A 17,650-nucleotide genomic window follows, 5' to 3' on the forward strand; every position below is an offset into this window, starting at 1 on the left:
CTTATTTTATAATTCTTTAGTTCCCAAGTGGTTCATTCAAAAGTTTTGATAAGTTATTTGATAAGTTAGTAGTAAGCTAGCGCGGTGAGGCAGTGCTAACTGACTACGAATTTATTTACCCCTCAAACATTAATGAGATAGACCATTAGCCCCTCATCTCTAGCCCCTAGTCCCTCATCTCTAGCCCCTTCCTTAGCATTAAATGTTGTTTTATGTGGTAGGTTTTCCCGCCTCTACCCTAAGGCGGAAATTGCGGTCAAACCTTCCATAAGATATGTTAAGATAAAACCTGACTACAAAGAGGAGTTTGCAACTCACAAGACGCGAGGCAGCTTCCCACAGTTTTAGGACTCTCACCTGCGCCTGTTCGCAGGAAAAGCCTAATCTGTAAGGGTAGCGTTACTGCTTGATTAGGCGTAGTCGCAAGTGCGATTTCCCTGAGGGTAGCGACTTCTCACAACCAGCCCTTTGGGCGGCTTCCCGATGGGTAAATTAACAACGCACACGCTGCGGTAATGTAAAATACCAACAGGCGAATTGTTAAAAAACATAACAAGTGTCAAATGTACCCCAAGACACTCTATATTACCCTGGGAAAACTGATTAATAAAAGCATCATAACATGACCTGAAACTTGATTAAGGTCATAGGTTTGCGGATAGGGACGGGGCAATGCTACCCTTCCACTTTAGTACTGTCCGCATGTGGGTGCAAATGAAAACAGAGCTAAGAGCTGTTTGTGTTTGATGAAAAGAAAAAAACGGAAAATTTTGGCAAAATATGGGTGACAAGCCAACAATTGCAATTTCTCACCTGGGCTGCGAGAAAAATCGAATTGATACAGAGCATATGCTAGGACTGCTTGTCAAAGCAGGCTATGGCGTAGATAGTAATGAAGAGTTAGCAGATTACGTTATTGTCAATACCTGTAGTTTTATTGAAGCAGCTAGAGAAGAATCTGTTAAAACTTTGGTAGAGTTGGCAGAGGCGAATAAAAAAATCGTGATCACTGGTTGTATGGCCCAGCACTTCCAAGAACAATTATTGGAAGAGTTGCCAGAAGCAGTGGCCGTAGTAGGTACAGGCGATTATCACAAAATTGTCAATGTAATTGAGCGGGTAGAACAAGGAGAACGGGTCAAGCAGGTTAGTATTGAACCAACCTATATTGCCGATGAAACTACACCGCGCTACCGCACTACAACCGAAGGCGTAGCTTATCTGCGGGTGGCCGAAGGATGTGATTATCGTTGTGCGTTTTGTATTATTCCTCATCTAAGAGGAAACCAGCGATCGCGTACTATTGAATCCATTGTCGCTGAAGCCAAGCAGTTAGCTAGTCAAGGGGTACAAGAAATTATTCTGATTTCCCAAATCACCACTAATTATGGTTTGGATATTTACGGTAAGCCAAAGTTAGCCGAATTACTCCGCGCTTTGGGAGAAGTAGATGTACCGTGGATCAGGATGCACTACGCTTATCCCACCGGACTGACACCTGATGTCATAGCAGCGATCCAAGAAATACCAAATGTCCTGCCCTACTTAGATTTGCCTTTACAACATTCTCATGGAGAAATTCTCCGCGCCATGAACCGTCCCTGGCAAGGACAGGTAAATGATGGGATTATTGAGCGCATCAAGATGGCGCTACCATCAGCGGTGTTGAGAACAACATTTATTGTTGGTTTTCCAGGAGAAACCGACGAGCATTTTGAACATCTACTCAAGTTTGTCCAGCGGCACGAATTTGACCATGTGGGCGTGTTCACCTTTTCGCCAGAAGAGGAAACTCCAGCTTACAAGCTACCAAATCAGTTGCCTCAAGACATCATGCATGAGCGCCGCAACCGCCTCATGGAACTCCAACAACCAATTACTTGGCGAAAGAATCAACAGGAAGTAGGCAAAATTGTTGATGTCCTGATTGAGCAAGAAAATCCTGAAACTGGAGAATTGATTGGTCGTTCGGCGAGATTTGCCCCAGAAATAGATGGGCAGGTCTATGTGGTTGGTCAGGCAAAGTTAGGAACACTTGTGCCAGTAGACATCCAAAGTGCTGATACATACGACCTTTACGGTCAAATTGTCAATAACTAATTTGTCAAAAGTCCCTTGTCTAATCGCCAATGACCAATGACTGAGGACGAATGACTAAATCCAAAAATCCAAAATAAAATCTAGGAGAATTAATGACTCTTTCGTTTCAAGAACTAGGCATTTCCCAAGAACGTGTTGAAAAACTAGAAAAAATCGGTTTCACCACACCCACCAATATTCAAACCCAAGCAATTCCCCAACTGCTAGATGGTCGTGATGTGGTCGGTCAATCCCAAACCGGAACAGGAAAAACCGCAGCCTTTTCTCTGCCAATTTTAGAACGACTAGATATTAGTCAAAGAGCCGTGCAAGCACTGGTTTTGACTCCAACTCGTGAGTTAGCCATGCAAGTCCATGATGCGATCGCTCAATTTATGGGCGATGACGGATTGCGGGTATTAGCAATCTACGGTGGTCAATCAATTGATCGCCAAATTTTACAACTCAGACGTGGTGTACACATGGTTGTGGGTACTCCAGGACGGGTAATCGACTTGCTAGATCGCGGTTGTCTGAAACTCGATCAAGTCAAGTGGTTTGTCTTAGATGAAGCCGATGAAATGTTGAGCATGGGCTTTATCGACGATGTAATCAAAATTCTTTCCCAAGCACCCGACGATCGCCAAACAGCTTTATTCTCCGCTACCATGCCGCCATCAATTCGGCAATTGGTGAACAAGTTTTTGCGATCGCCTGTGACAGTTACCGTAGAACAGCCAAAAGCTGCGCCTACGAAAATTAATCAGGTAGCTTACCTAATTCCCCGTCACTGGACAAAAGCCAAAGCTTTACAGCCAATTCTGGAAATGGAAGATCCAGAATCAGCTTTGATATTTGTCCGTACCAGACGCACCGCTGCTGAACTCACCAGTCAACTGCAAGCAGCTGGACATAGTGTCGATGAATACCACGGTGATTTATCTCAGCAAGCTAGAGAGCGCTTACTAAGCCGATTCCGCAATCGTCAAGTGCGCTGGGTGGTAGCAACTGATATTGCCGCCCGGGGATTAGATGTAGACCAACTGTCTCATGTGATCAACTACGACTTACCCGATAGCGTAGAAACCTACGTCCACCGCATTGGTCGTACTGGTCGGGCTGGTAAAGAAGGAACAGCGATTTCCCTAGTACAACCATTTGAGCGCCGCAAGCAACAGATATTTGAACGCCATAACCGCCAAAGTTGGCAATTGCTGTCAATTCCCACCAGGGCACAAATTGAAGCGCGGCACATCAATAAATTGCAGCAACAGGTAGGAGAAGCTTTGACAGGCGAACGCCTAGCTTCATTTTTACCGATAGTCAGCGAACTGATCGAAAAATATGACGCTCAGGCGATCGCAGCAGCAGCGCTGCAAATCGCTTACGATCAAACCCGTCCCGCTTGGCTAAGTTCAGACATTGAAATTCCCCAAGAGGAAAATCTTTCCGCTCCCAAACCCAAGCTCGTCAAGCAGCGTCGTGATGGTTCTTCTGAACGCACCCGGTCTTCTTGGAGCAAATCAGACAACAACATTGGGGATGATGACAGACGTGGTACTCCCAAGCCAAAATTGCGGACAGGCCGTCGTGATGCTGCCATTACTCCTGTTAATCACAAGCTAGGTTCATCTACAGCTAGAGAATCGGCTTCCTAAGCCAAACAATTTTGGATTTTGCGAAAAGTCACCAGATAAGGCTTTCTTAGATCTGAACTTTTCAAGTTAGATTTACGATTTTAGATTGACTGCACCACTTTTGGTATGCAGGGTAGGGATTTGAGAGCCAGCAATTTTAGATTTGTGCGGCTTCCCTGCTGCGGTTCGCAAAACCCAATCCAAAATCCAAAATCCAAAATCTAAAATTGGCACGATCAAGAGGAGCCAGTGATGTGCGGAGGCTACCCCCGTCTAGTAAACTGGCTTTCAAGAGTCAAGAGTCAAGAGTCAAGAGTTAGAATTTCACTGGAGTTAGCAAAAAGTTTTTTACTATAACCACTAGGTTGGTGGTGTGTACTTCACAGTTTTGACTTTTGACTTTCGACTTTTTGGCACTTTTTCAGAATATTGCTGATCGACTCAAAAAAAACCAACGCGACTTTGTAGAACTTGTACCTAGCTTGAAAATAGGGGTTAGGGACTAGGGGCTAGGGGAAGCAAGAAGAGATATTTTCATGTTTGGTTGTGGGTTTTTCCCATGAGTGAGAAGCTGACTTGTTGGTAGAAATAAAATCTAAGTCAGACCGCCCCAAACCATTTATAGAAAAAATTTAACTATTTTTAGAACTTGGATCTACAGTTGGTATCCTGATTGATCCCGATCAATTGACATTAACCGTTTACCGACTTCAGCAAGAACCAATAATTTTACAAGACAACGATAAACTGACATTACCCGATTTATTACCTGGTTGGGAGCTTACAGTATCAAAACTGTGGACGCCTGTATTTGATTAAAAAAAGTAAGCTGGATTTAGATCCCCGACTTCGCAGAAGTTATCGGGTATCTGAAGATAAACTTTTGCATTAACCCGCTTTCTTAGGCACAAAGTAGTCAAACTGTTTATTCATGCCCCAAATCCTCTAAATTTTCGCAGTTAATTTTGGGAAAAATCAGATAGTAGCAATCTAATAAACAGTCAGAATGTTGATGAATCCTCACCAACTTTTACCCACTTCAGCTTCAGTAACCACATCTGCTCAGTGGTATGCATATTACAAAGCCAATGCAGAATATCAGTTGGATATTCCTTGGGAACGAGGAGCAGAAATTACACAAGATGAACGGAATGCAATAGCGGCTTCACTAGCAGCTTGGCAATTGGGTGAAACATCAGATGGTTCGCATTTACTTGCTGCTACTAGAAAGTACGCAAAGCAGATTAACGATCCTAAATATATTGATGTTATCGAACTATTTATTAAGGAAGAACAACGCCACGGTAACGATTTGGGAAGATTTCTTGATCTTGCCCACATTCCCCGATTAAAAAGTAACTGGGGTGACACAATATTCCGTTTACTACGCTATTCAACGCCAAACATGGAGATTTGGACAACACCAGTCATCATTGTAGAAACACTGGCTTTAGTTTATTATAAAGCCATCCAAAAAGCCACAAATTCTATTATTTTACAACAGTTATGTCAGCAGATATTAAGGGATGAAGTTAAACACATCCGCTTTCAATATGAACGGCTAGCTATTATTTATAAAAATCGACCTATTTGGTTACGGCAACTAACTTACCTAATACAAAAAATTCTCTTTTTATTAACAGTAATTTTGGTATGGTTTGGTCATCGTCATGCTATCAAAGCAGGAGGATATGACTTCAGAAGTTACTGGCAAGATGCATGGGTAAAAATGAATTTTGCTTGGCAGCGAATGAAACCAGAGAAGTATCAGGGATAAAATTACGCACTTGGACTTGATGGCGATTCAGATCCCCGACTTCTTGAAGAAGTCGGGGATCTAAACCCTTACCAATGACACCACTGACTACCCTGTTTTAAGCCGTTACGCATCTAGAAGCGTCTTAACCGTTCATGACGAATACTTACTTAAAACAGAAAGTTGTATTAAATGCACGTAGGCAGTTTTATGTCAATGCGTAAATGCTAGTTTTAGCAGCGATTATTAGCGGGAGAAATTAACAATTAGTAATGATTATTCAATAACTGTCTTAAATATTTTAATTACCTGCTTAAATGTCTTAAGTGTCTTCTAATTCTTCAATTCATGATTCGACTATTTGCTTAAGTGTCTTAACTGTCTTCATAATTCTTCAATTCATGATTTACCCGCTTACTTAAGTGTCGTAATCTACTTGTTGACTTTTTTACAAGACTATGAAAAATTATGAGAGCAACATAAATACATCGCTAAAAATTCATCTGCCAAAAGCAGAAATAACTAATGGCTAAAACTGCTTTTTCAAATACCTGATCTTTGGGTATAGAGAACTTTAACTACAACGTACATAGCTCGTTATTTGGTTAAGAGCATCTTGTATTATCACCTGAACATGAGCCACCACAAGCTAAGCGGATGTGGGGACTAGCCCAGGTGGTCAGGATACTCATGAAACACAACGATGCTCAAGCAAGAAATCAACACAGCAAAAGGCGTTGCTGATGTCATGTATGAACATAATTTTGTGTTCTGACAAAACCCTTGTAAACACGTTTCCTGGAACGTCTCTAGATTTAGATTCATAACTCAATTCAGCAACGCTCAGCAAAAAAATTCTACAGGAGGTGACGCGCAGATCATGCAACCCTTTGAACTGCCGGATTTTTACATGCCTTGGCCCGCGCGGTTGAACCCAAACTTGGAAGCGGCGCGAGTGCATTCCAAAGCGTGGGCTTACGAGATGGGGATACTTGGCTCACAAGAAGAAGCGGAAAACTCCGCTATCTGGGACGAGCGGACATTCGATGCCCATGACTACGCTTTGCTGTGTTCCTATACCCATCCAGATGCGCCAGGTACGGAGCTTGACTTAGTGACTGATTGGTATGTTTGGGTGTTCTTCTTCGACGATCACTTTTTGGAAATCTATAAGCGCACCCAAGATATGGCTGGGGCGAAGGAGTATCTTGGCAGACTACCGGCGTTCATGCCAATTTACCCCACCGACACCCCCCCAGTACCCACCAATCCGGTGGAGCGTGGTTTAGCCGATTTGTGGTCTCGTACTGCATTTAGCAAAACTGTGGACTGGCGGTTGCGGTTTGCGGAGAGTACCGAGCATTTACTAGAAGAGTCTCTTTGGGAACTCTCCAATATTCGTCAGGATCGGATTGCTAACCCCATCGAATACATCGAGATGCGGCGGAAGGTAGGCGGTGCGCCGTGGTCAGCCCATCTCGTCGAACACGCTGCGTTTGTAGAGATCCCGGCGGAAATCGCCGCAACTCGACCGATGCGTGTACTCAAAGATACATTTGCAGATGGGGTACATCTGCGTAATGACTTGTTTTCTTACCAACGAGAAGTGGAGGATGAAGGAGAGAACGCCAACTGTGTGTTGGTATTAGAGCGATTCTTAAATGTGAGTACCCAGGTAGCCGCTAACCTGACCAACGATCTGCTGACCTCGCGATTACAGCAGTTTGATAACACCGCCGTCACTGAGTTGCCCTCGCTCTTTGAGGAACATGGACTAGACCCGGTGGCACGGATCAACGTTCTGCTATATATCAAAGGACTTCAGGATTGGCAGTCAGGCGGTCACGAGTGGCACATGCGATCGAGCCGCTACATGAACAAGGGAGGGGATAATTCTTCCACACCCACCTTATTTTTGGGCGGTCCGACTGGACTAGGGACATCGGCGGTACGTATAGAATCGCTATACACCACCTTAGGTATAGGAAGGTTCAAAAGCTTCACTCACGTTCCCTACAAGGCTGTAGGGACTGTGAAACTACCGAAGTTTTACATGCCTTTTACTACCAGTTTGAATCGCCACTTGAATACTGCAAGGCATCATTCTAAGGAATGGGCGCGTCAGATGGGGATGCTAGATTCACTACCTGGTATTCCTGAAGCCGTTATTTGGGATGACCACAAATTTGATGTTGCTGACGTGGCTTTATGCGGTGCGTTCATCCATCCGAATGGGTCTGCTGAGGAACTAAATCTGACGGCGTGCTGGCTAGTCTGGGGAACCTATGCTGACGATTACTTCCCCGCACTCTACGGACACAACCGCAACATGGCTGGTGCGAAAGTGTTCAATGCCCGACTGTCCGCATTTATGCCTGTTGATTCCAGCCCGATTCCAGACCCAACCAACCCGGTGGAATGTGGTTTGGCTGACCTGTGGTCTCGTACAGCTGGCCCGATGTCGGAGATCGGCCGCCGTGAGTTCCGCCGTGCTATTCAGGACATGACTGAAAGCTGGTTGTGGGAACTCGCCAACCAAATCCAAAATCGGATTCCAGACCCGATAGATTATGTTGAGATGCGTCGTAAGACATTTGGCTCGGATCTGACGATGAGCCTGTCGCGATTAGCTCAAGGCGACGAGATTCCGCTGGAAATCTACCATACCCGATCGATGCGTCAGCTGGATAATTCCGCCGCCGACTTCGCCTGTTTGACTAACGATATCTTCTCTTACCAGAAAGAAATCGAATTCGAGGGCGAACTCAATAACGGTGTGCTAGTCGTTCAGCAATTCCTCAACTGCGATACCTCACAGGCCGTCGAGGTTGTCAACGACCTGATGACCTCGCGGGCGCGTCAATTTGAACACATTGTTGCTACTGAATTGCCGATTCTGTTCGACGATTTCAACCTGGATACAAACACCCGTGAAAAACTGAATGGATACGTCCAAAAATTACAGCAGTGGATGTGCGGCGTACTCAAGTGGCATATAACGGTAGACCGCTATAAGGAATTTGAATTGCGTAATAACACGCCAGCAGGGCAATTGCTCAGAGGTCCCAAAGGATTGGGGACATCAGCGGCGCGGATTCAATCTTTGGTTGGTGCGTGGGGTTCAAATTCAGTACCTACTCAAGTAGAGTCGGGTTCTTTTGGTGGTGGATAGAGTATGCGATCGCACGAGATCGATTTTTTGAATAACTAGAAAGTAGAGGATGAGATTATGACAGATGCTAACCAGTCGAATTTAAATGTTGATGAACGATTTCAACTGAGTTTGAGTACACCTGCTGCCCGGAATTTGGCAACAACAACCAAATCTGCACCGCAGATGCAGGAAATTACCTCACGCTGGTTGTTGAAGCTATTACCGTGGGTACAGACCAAGGGAGGTACTTATCGGGTTAACCGAAGATTGACTTATGCTTTGGGCGATGGGCGCGTGACTTTTACCAACACCGGCGCGGCTGTACAGGTGATTCCCCAAGAACTGGGTGAGTTACCATTGCTGCGAGGATATGAGGACACTGAGGTATTGACTGCCTTAGCAGGTCGGTTTGTGCAGCAGGAGTTCGCCGCTGGTGACACAATCGTGCAGTTAGGACAGCCAGCCGATCGCGTGTTCTTGATTGCTCATGGCAGGGTGAACAAGATTGGTGTGGGTAAGTATGATGAACAAACCGTGTTAGGTGTGTTAGCTGACGGCGATTATTTTGGCGATCGCATTTTGTTAGAACCTGAAAGTACATGGGAATTCACAGTACAAGCCCTCACCCGCACTACTGTATTAGCATTACCACAACAAGCTTTCCGCGAATTGCTCAACCAGTCCCAGACATTACAGGCTCACATCGATAGCTATCGAACTCGCCAGGAAGCCCCAACTAATGCATCTGGTGAAGCCTCTATTGAGATTACTTCTGGATATGTTGGAGAGGTTGAATTACCAGGAACCTTTGTTGATTACGAACTCAAGCCCCGTGAATATGAGTTGAGTGTGGCGCAAACTGTATTGCGCGTACATACGCGGGTTGCGGATTTGTACAACGAACCGATGAATCAGACCGAACAACAATTAAGGTTGACCATTGAAGCCTTACGGGAACGTCAAGAAAACGAATTGATCAACAACCGCGAATTCGGGTTGCTGCATAATGCTGACTTCAAACAACGCATCTATACCCGCAGTGGCCCGCCAACCCCCGATGACCTTGATGATCTACTAGCCACAGTATGGAAAGAGCCTGGGTTCTTCCTCGCTCACCCTCGTACTATTGCGGCCATCGGTCGGGAAGCTAACCGTATGGGTGTTTATCCACAAAATATAGATATGGGTGGTAACCAAGTACCTGCATGGCGCGGTGTACCTATCTTTCCCTGCAACAAGATTCCCATCAGCAGTAACCGCACCAGTTCTATCCTCTTACTTCGTACCGGTGTAGAAAAACAAGGGGTGATTGGCTTACATCAAACTGGTATTCCCGACGAATACCAACCCAGCTTATCTGTGCGCTTCATGGGTATCAGCGAAAAGGCGATCATTTCCTACCTCGTCACCGCCTACTATTCCGCCGCCGTCCTCGTTCCTGACGCACTCGGTATCCTCGAAGATGTGCAAATTGGAACTTGAGAATTGGTGAGAGTTTAAGGTGATTGACTTTTGTCAATGAGAAATTACACTGAAAATAGAGGCAAAATCAAGTATTAAAATCAAATTTGTACTGAATTTTCAATTTCACAGTGAATGAGCAGTACAAAGTTGATGCATGGGTTAGCGAAGCTCCTTGATTCTCGCAGCGTTTTGTGGGTGAGGAGTTTCGCTACCAGGGTTTTGGGAATATTTTTCAGCAACATTAATTACAGGACTTACGCACAAGTAACGGAAAAATTAACCGCAGAGGACGCAGAGGACACAGAGAGATGAGATTTCCAGAGGTTTTTTGCGTAAGTCCTCTAATTATTGACAAAAGCTTTATCATCTTACCCTCTCACCTATTTCCAGCATTTTTGTTAGTAAATAGAGAATTAGGTGATGACAGATTCTATTGAAGCGAATTTAAATATTGATGGACAACCGCAACTGAGTTTAAGTACAGCTGCGGCGCGGAATTTGTCCACTACAACCAAATCTGCACCGCAGATGCAGGAAATTACCCCGCGCTGGTTGTTAAAAATGTTGCCGTGGGTACAGACCAAGGGTGGTACTTATCGGGTGAACCGAAGGTTAACTTATACATTGGGTGATGGGCGCATAACTTTTACCAATACTGGGGCTGAGGTACAGGTGATTCCCCAGGAATTGGGTGAGTTACCATTGCTGCGTGGATATGAGGACACCGAAGTATTGAATGCTTTGGCGAGTCAGTTTGTGCAGCAAGAGTTTGCACCGGATGACATCATAGTGGAAGTAGGACAGCCAGCCGATCGCCTGTTTTTGATTGCTCATGGCAAGGTGAACAAAATTGGTGTAGGTAAGTATGATGAGCAGACTTTGTTAGGTGTATTAGCTGATGGCGATTATTTTGGCGATCGCACTTTGCTAGAACCCCAGAGTACATGGCAATTTACAATCAAAGCTATTACTCGCACCACGGTATTGGCAATACCACAACAATCATTTCGCGCACTGCTCAACCAGTCCCAAACATTGCAGGCTCACATCGATAGCTTGCGAACTCGCCTACAAGCCCCACAGAATAAGTATGGAGAAGCCGCCATTGCGATCGCTTCTGGTCATGTGGGGGAGACGGAACTACCAGGAACCTTTGTTGATTACGAACTTAAGCCTCGCGAATATGAGTTGAGTGTGGCGCAAACTGTGTTACGGGTACATACGCGGGTAGCGGATCTGTACAACGAACCGATGAATCAGACCGAACAACAACTGCGGCTAACCATCGAAGCATTGCGGGAACGTCAAGAAAACGAATTAATCAACAACCGCGAATTCGGGTTGCTGCATAATGCTGACCTGAAACAGCGCATTTACACTCGCAATGGTCCACCTACCCCCGATGACCTTGATGAACTGCTGACTCGTCGCCGAAAGTCAAAATTTTTCTTAGCACATCCCCGTACTATTGCTGCTTTCGGTCGGGAGTGTAACCGCATGGGTGTCTATCCCCAAAGCATTGACGTAGACGGGACTAGGATATCCACCTGGCGCGGTGTACCGATTTTTCCCTGTAACAAAATCCCAATTAGCGATCGCCAAACCAGTTCCATCCTAGTCATGCGCACTGGTGTAGAAGACCAAGGTGTCATCGGCTTACATCAAACCGGTATCCCTGACGAATACCAACCCAGTTTATCTGTCCGCTTCATGGGTATCAGCGAAAAAGCCATCATTTCCTACCTCGTCACTGCTTATTACTCCGCCGCAGTCCTCGTTCCTGACGCACTGGGTATCCTAGAGGATGTTGAAATTGGTCGCTGAAGTTTTTGAGCTTTCCCGTTTTCTGTTTGAGGGAACGGGAAAGTATTTCTTATCTACATTCTGTATCGCTTCATTTGCAACGACGTTGTGTCATTAATTTTACGTGAGTTCGACAGACCTCACCCACCCGGCCTCCCTCTCCTCGCAGGAGAGGGAGGAGTAACGAAAAATTAAGCTTTTCGCTCCCCTCTCCTTTTAGGAGAGGGGTTGGGGGTGAGGTCAAAATCTTGTGCATCGAACTCACGTTAATTTTGAGTTATTCCTGATTATTTGCCAAAAAAAATATTACAGCCAAGGGCGAGTTACTTGTTCTAACTCGCCAATTTCATCATCGCTTAATTTCCAGCCCAAAGCGCCAGCATTTTGTTTAACTTGTTGCGCAGTTTTCACCCCAGCAATAGGAATGACGTTACCTTGAGCAATTAACCAATTTAAAGCAATTTGGGCAGGAGTGCGATCGTATTTTTCGCCAAATTTCTGTAACAAAGATATTACTGGTGTGATTTTTTGCAAGCCATCTTTACTAAATCTTGGGTCGATTTTTCTTGCACCCGTTGGGGTTTCGCTACTATTAGCGGTGTATTTACCTGTGAGTAATCCCTGAGCTAAAGGACTATATGCCAAAATTGTTACACCCAAATCCCGAGCCGTAGACAGAATACCTTGACTTTCAATTTGGCGAGACAGCAAAGAGTAGCGTACCTGATTCACTGCTAAAGGTACTCCCCTAGCTGCCAAAATTTGATGGGCTTCTCGCATTTGGGCTGCTGAATAATTACTCACGCCTATAGCGCCAATTCTCCCCTTTTGCACTTCATCAGCGAGGGCGTTCATCAGTGTTTCGTGGCTTAAAAAGAAGGTAAAAGGCCAATGAACTTGATAAAGTTCAATTCGCTGTAATTGTAGGCGCTTGAGGCTGTCTGTTAACGCCTCAGCAACTGATTGTCCGGTAAATCGCCAAGGTAGCGGCCCAAATTTTGTGGCAATTTGCACAGGTTGCTGCGTTTCTTGCAAAAATTGCCCTAGAAGAGTTTCGCTAGTTCCCAGTCCGTAAACTTCCGCAGTATCAAAGAAAGTCACACCAGCCTCCAGGGCGGCGGTGAAGGCTTCTTTTAACTGTTCTGGACCGTAGCCATCGCCATAACTCCAAAATAGCTTATCACCCCAAGCCCAAGTTCCTAAACAAAGCGGCGTAACAACTGGGCCATTTTTCCCTAAAGTGATGGTTTCCACGTTTGTCAACATTATATTTATTGTTACATTTCTTTACTTTTTTAGTGTAGCGTTACACCCCAAGTGTGTAATCAATCGCAGGGGAGGGGAGGGAGACAAGGGAAGGGGGACAAGGGAGACAAGGGAGACAAGGAGAAATAACAAATGACCAATGACCAATGACTAATGACAAATTTTAGAGAAATCTGGAATGTCAGGGTTTATCTTGAGTAAATGGGACAATAAAATTCCAAATCGCATAAAGTAGCTATGGCAAGCAGTGAAGCATTTGATTCCTCAAGTAACTCCCCATCTGTGCCCAGGGTCAATCTGCTGACCATGTTTAGGCTAGGCTTGTTTCAAATGGGGTTGAGTATGATGTCTATCTTGACTCTGGGGGTACTCAACAGAGTCCTGATTAAGGAAATAGCAATTCCTGCAACGTTAGGTTCGTTAGTGCTGGCGCTACAAGCATTTGTTGCACCTTCGCGCATCTGGTTTGGTCAGATATCAGATGCTAAACCGATGTGGGGTTATCATCGTACAGCTTATGTTTGGATAGGAGCAGCAATATTTGCGATCGCGGCCTTTTTATTTGTACAAGTAATGTGGCAGCTAGATTTTGCCGTCGAAAATGCAGGTACTTGGGTATGGACAACGCAAACTATTGGCTGGACTGCGCTTCTGTCTTTAGTATTTGCGATCTACGGTTTAGCCCTTTGTGCCAGTGGTACCGCTTTTGCTGCTTTGTTGGTGGATGTGTCGGAAGAAGACAACCGTTCTAAAGTCGTTGGTGTTGTCTGGTCGATGCTAATGGTAGGTATTATTGTTGGGGCGATTATTAGCTCTAGCTTACTCAAGCAATTAACGCCAGGAGCCAATATAGAAACTTTGCAGGCAGCAGTCAATAGATTATTTATGATTGTGCCAGCTCTGGTATTTGGGTTAGCGATCGCCGCAACATTAGGTGTAGAAAAAAAATATTCCCTATACACTAAGCGTTCTCAAGTAGTTAATCGCGAAGACAGCATCACCTTATTTAAAGCATGGGAAATTCTCACAGCTAGTCCGCAAACAGGCTTGTTCTTCACATTTTTATTAGTTATGACTATCAGCTTGTTCATGCAAGATCCAATTGTGGAACTATATGCAGCTGATGTTTTTAACATGAAATACGATGAAAGCACCAGACTTAATGTTTTTTACGGCATAGGCATTTTAATAGCTTACGGTGTTGCTGGCTTTTTAGTTGTTCCACGCCTAGGTAAGCGCAGAACTGCAAAAATGGGCTGTATTTTAGTAGCATTCTCTGCTCTACTACTAGGAATATCAGGATTTTCAGCTAATCCAGCCTTTCTCAAATTAGGTCTAGTTTTGTTTGGTTTATCTACTGGTGTTTTAACCACAGCCGCAGTTAGCTTGATGCTAGATTTGACTGCTGCGGAAGCCGCAGGTACATTTATTGGTGCATGGGGACTAGCACAATCTATTTCTAGAGGTTTGGCATTTGTATTTGCTGGTGCTGTATTAGATACAGGAAAGAAGCTACTACCTAGCCTACAATTAGCCTATGGACTAGTATTTGTCTTAGAAGCTATAGGAATGTTGGTATCAATTTGGTTTCTCAATCGCGTAAATGTGACAGAATTCCAAACAACTACCAAACAAGCGATCGCTTCTGTTTTGGAAAGTGATTTAGATTAAATGGGCATGGGGCATGGGGCATGGGGCATTGGGCATTGGTCATTTGTCCTCCTTGTCTCCCTTGTCCCCCTTGTCCTCCTTGTCTCCCTTGTCCTCCTTGTCTCCCTCATCTACCTCATCTCCCTCATCCCTGATACATGAACGATTTTTGGAATACAATTCTCGATTTTGCCCAAACTACCACCACTAGAGTGGGTAAGCAATTAATGCAAGATTTTGGGCGGGTGCAGGCTTCACAAAAGGCTGATGGCACTTTGGTGACGCAATCTGATAAATGGGCAGATCAAACCCTGAGAGATGCGATCGCTTCTACTTTCCCTGGTTACGGTATTTTAAGTGAAGAGGCAGACCTAGTTTTTCCAGGTACAGAATGGTGCTGGGTAATTGACCCTTTGGATGGGACAACTAACTTTACAAGAGGCATTCCCATTTGGTCGATTTCCCTAGGCTTATTGTATCGGGGAATACCAATTTTTGGTTTTGTCTACGCGCCAACACTGAATCAAACTTTTCATGGTTTTTGGGAAGGTGCTTCTGGATTAGCAACACCGACTGGGGCGTTTCTTAACCACCACCCTATCCATACCAGTCCTGATGCTCCCAGCAATAATCACTTTTTTAATCTCTGTTCCCGCAGCACGGCAGCTATGCAACCAGGTTTTCCCTGTAAAATTCGCATGTTGGGTGTAGCTAGCTATAACTTCCTGACTGTAGCAAATGGTGCAACTTTGGGTGGGATTGAAGCCACGCCCAAAGTTTGGGATTTAGCAGGCGCTTGGGTAATTGTCAAAGCCGCTGGCGGTACTTGGTTATCCCTGAAATCAGAACCATTTCCGCTGTTAGCAGGGGAAGATTACAGCGATCGCTCTTTTCCCACTCTGGTTGTCAGCAATTCAGAATTGGTTCCAGTATTTACACCATTTTTGACTAATTTAAGCTTCTCCTCACTCTAAAAAAGGCGGAACTCTCTCCCTTGAGAGAGGAAACGCTTGAGAGGGATCGCTACACTCGCTACGGACGATGTATATTTAATTTTGCATGACTACTTAAGTGAATATTTAGTGTGAAATTATACTTTATAATCCTTAATATATAAGGATTTCATTATATTTACAGTTGATGGAATTAGTTATACCTAATTTATACTGTGTTGTCACTCCCATAATGTTGCGGTGGGACACTGAGTATAAAAAAAGCCATGTTGTCTAATTTAGAATTGATGCGAGTTTTTGTTTATAACTCTATCCAGAAACAAGAAGTTTTGCTGTCCAACGCTTTTTTGACGGCGCAAACAGTATATCAAAGTACCCAAGTAATAGCAAAAGTAGAAGGTGTCATTGCTAGTGCCGAATTAGCTTATACACCATCAATATTCGTAATTAGTGCAACTTCATCGTACTGGGAAGCGCTTAATGAAGTATTAGCTGAGTATAGCTATATTCTTACAGGTGAAATAGATCGTCGGGGTTTCTACGAGTATCGCTACTGCCAAGTACCTAACGGCTATAAGATGCACGGTACCAAATCGGTTTTTCTATGGCGAGCTTGGTGGAAATATCGTAAATATGCTTTACAAATAGGGATTCCTTTAGAACTACTGATCCGTACACGAGATGCATGGTATCCCATCAGAGATTTAACTATTAGCGATGGACTTCTATATATTAAAACTTTAGGAAATGAGATAGCCGTACATGCAGATGACCTAGTGACTTGGTTAAGCAAAACTCAGCCCAATTCCTACAATATGACCCAGACTGCAATCCTTCAGAAAGATGCAAAGTGATTTTATACTGAAATATGATTTTTTCCTAACCCCCAACCAGATCCCGTTGAGGTTGGAGTTTCTCGGAGGTTTTTGATGAAAGGACTCTGGCTCGAAAACAACCAATTAAAATTACGCACTGACATTCCCACTCCAGAACCACCACCAGGAGAAGCCCTTGTACGTGTTTTGCGTGCAGGTATTTGTAATACGGACTTAGAACTGCTAAGAGGCTACTATCCCTACAGTGGTATTTTAGGACATGAGTTTGTTGGTGTTGTTGAACAAGGGCCAGAAAACCTACTTAACCAGCGGGTAGTGGGAGAAATTAACGCTGTTTGTGGGCATTGTCGATTTTGCCTGAGCAAACAATCGACTCACTGTGAAAACCGCAGTGTATTAGGTATCGTTAATCGCCACGGAGCCTTTGCTGAATATCTCTGTTTGCCGATAGAGAACTTACACCACGTACCTGATAATGTACCTACAGAAGTAGCAACCTTTACTGAACCATTAGCAGCAGCATTAGAAATTCAGCAACAGGTAGAGTTAGGTGCTAATCACCGAGTACTGGTAGTGGGAGATGGTAAGCTGGGACAACTGGTAGCACAGACAATAGCCTTAACAGGTTGCGAACTTTTGGTAGTTGGTCGTCATCAAGAAAAACTTGGTAATCTAGAGGCAAGAGGGATTAAAACGGGTTTAGCCGCTGCTGTTACAGACAGATTTTTCGATATTTCAGTAGAGTGTACTGGTAATCCAGAAGGATTTGCGATCGCTCGTCGTGCTTTACGTCCTAGAGGTACATTGGTACTTAAAAGTACTTATGCTGGGAACCTCAGCTTAGATGCTTCGTCTTTGGTAGTAGATGAAATCACGCTCATTGGTTCCCGTTGCGGCCCCTTTGCACCTGCACTTCAACTACTCGCCACAGAACAAGTTGACGTAGAACCATTAATTCATGCTTGCTATCAACTCAGCGACGGGTTGACAGCTTTTAAACACGCTCAAAGTCGGGGGGTTTTAAAAGTTTTGTTGGAAATTAGTCAATAGTC

Annotated in this window: 11 protein-coding genes and 1 pseudogene; 11 read left to right on the forward strand and 1 reads right to left on the reverse strand. The window is 44.5% G+C overall.

Annotated features, from left to right (window positions below):
- Positions 1-780: 780 nt before the first annotated feature.
- The 7 genes and pseudogenes from rimO (at position 781) to AACU32_RS14305 (ending at position 11,914) form a co-directional block, all read left to right on the forward strand.
- Positions 781-2,100, forward strand: coding sequence for a 30S ribosomal protein S12 methylthiotransferase RimO (rimO, locus tag AACU32_RS14275; RefSeq protein WP_096600479.1), 1,320 nt, complete (start codon positions 781-783; stop codon positions 2,098-2,100).
- A 92-nt stretch (positions 2,101-2,192) separates the two neighbouring features.
- Positions 2,193-3,737: a DEAD/DEAH box helicase gene (locus tag AACU32_RS14280; protein ID WP_096600481.1), complete on the forward strand. Its 1,545-nt coding sequence runs from the start codon at positions 2,193-2,195 to the stop codon at positions 3,735-3,737.
- Positions 3,738-4,289: 552 nt separating this feature from the next.
- A pseudogene (locus AACU32_RS14285) lies at positions 4,290-4,535 on the forward strand (Uma2 family endonuclease); the annotation flags it as partial.
- A gap of 187 nt (positions 4,536-4,722) precedes the next feature.
- Positions 4,723-5,493, forward strand: a complete 771-nt coding sequence (locus AACU32_RS14290; RefSeq protein ID WP_339377884.1) for a ferritin-like domain-containing protein — start codon at positions 4,723-4,725, stop codon at positions 5,491-5,493.
- An 859-nt stretch (positions 5,494-6,352) separates the two neighbouring features.
- Positions 6,353-8,644, forward strand: coding sequence for a family 2 encapsulin nanocompartment cargo protein terpene cyclase (locus AACU32_RS14295; protein WP_096600485.1), 2,292 nt, complete (start codon positions 6,353-6,355; stop codon positions 8,642-8,644).
- 57 nt (positions 8,645-8,701) lie between these two features.
- A complete protein-coding gene (locus AACU32_RS14300) occupies positions 8,702-10,108 on the forward strand; it encodes a family 2B encapsulin nanocompartment shell protein (protein WP_096600487.1) in 1,407 nt (468 codons plus the stop codon).
- Between the two features lie 402 nt (positions 10,109-10,510).
- Positions 10,511-11,914: a family 2B encapsulin nanocompartment shell protein gene (locus tag AACU32_RS14305; protein ID WP_096600489.1), complete on the forward strand. Its 1,404-nt coding sequence runs from the start codon at positions 10,511-10,513 to the stop codon at positions 11,912-11,914.
- Positions 11,915-12,199: 285 nt separating this feature from the next.
- Here the strand turns inward: AACU32_RS14305 and AACU32_RS14310 are convergent, their stop codons facing one another.
- A complete protein-coding gene (locus tag AACU32_RS14310; protein ID WP_096600491.1) occupies positions 12,200-13,147 on the reverse strand; it encodes an aldo/keto reductase in 948 nt (315 codons plus the stop codon).
- Between the two features lie 249 nt (positions 13,148-13,396).
- On the opposite strand from AACU32_RS14310, the gene AACU32_RS14315 reads away from it, so the two are divergent.
- The 4 genes from AACU32_RS14315 (at position 13,397) to AACU32_RS14330 (ending at position 17,648) form a co-directional block, all read left to right on the forward strand.
- A complete protein-coding gene (locus AACU32_RS14315; RefSeq protein WP_096600493.1) occupies positions 13,397-14,830 on the forward strand; it encodes a BCD family MFS transporter in 1,434 nt (477 codons plus the stop codon).
- A 137-nt stretch (positions 14,831-14,967) separates the two neighbouring features.
- A complete protein-coding gene (locus AACU32_RS14320) occupies positions 14,968-15,783 on the forward strand; it encodes an inositol monophosphatase family protein (RefSeq protein WP_096600495.1) in 816 nt (271 codons plus the stop codon).
- 245 nt (positions 15,784-16,028) lie between these two features.
- A complete protein-coding gene (locus AACU32_RS14325) occupies positions 16,029-16,616 on the forward strand; it encodes a hypothetical protein (RefSeq protein WP_096600497.1) in 588 nt (195 codons plus the stop codon).
- A gap of 75 nt (positions 16,617-16,691) precedes the next feature.
- Complete coding sequence (locus AACU32_RS14330; RefSeq protein WP_096600499.1) at positions 16,692-17,648, forward strand: MDR/zinc-dependent alcohol dehydrogenase-like family protein; 957 nt, start codon at positions 16,692-16,694, stop codon at positions 17,646-17,648.
- Positions 17,649-17,650: the final 2 nt, after the last annotated feature.

The sequence above is a fragment of the Calothrix sp. NIES-2100 genome, assembly GCF_963875285.1.
Taxonomy (GTDB): domain Bacteria; phylum Cyanobacteriota; class Cyanobacteriia; order Cyanobacteriales; family Nostocaceae; genus Aulosira.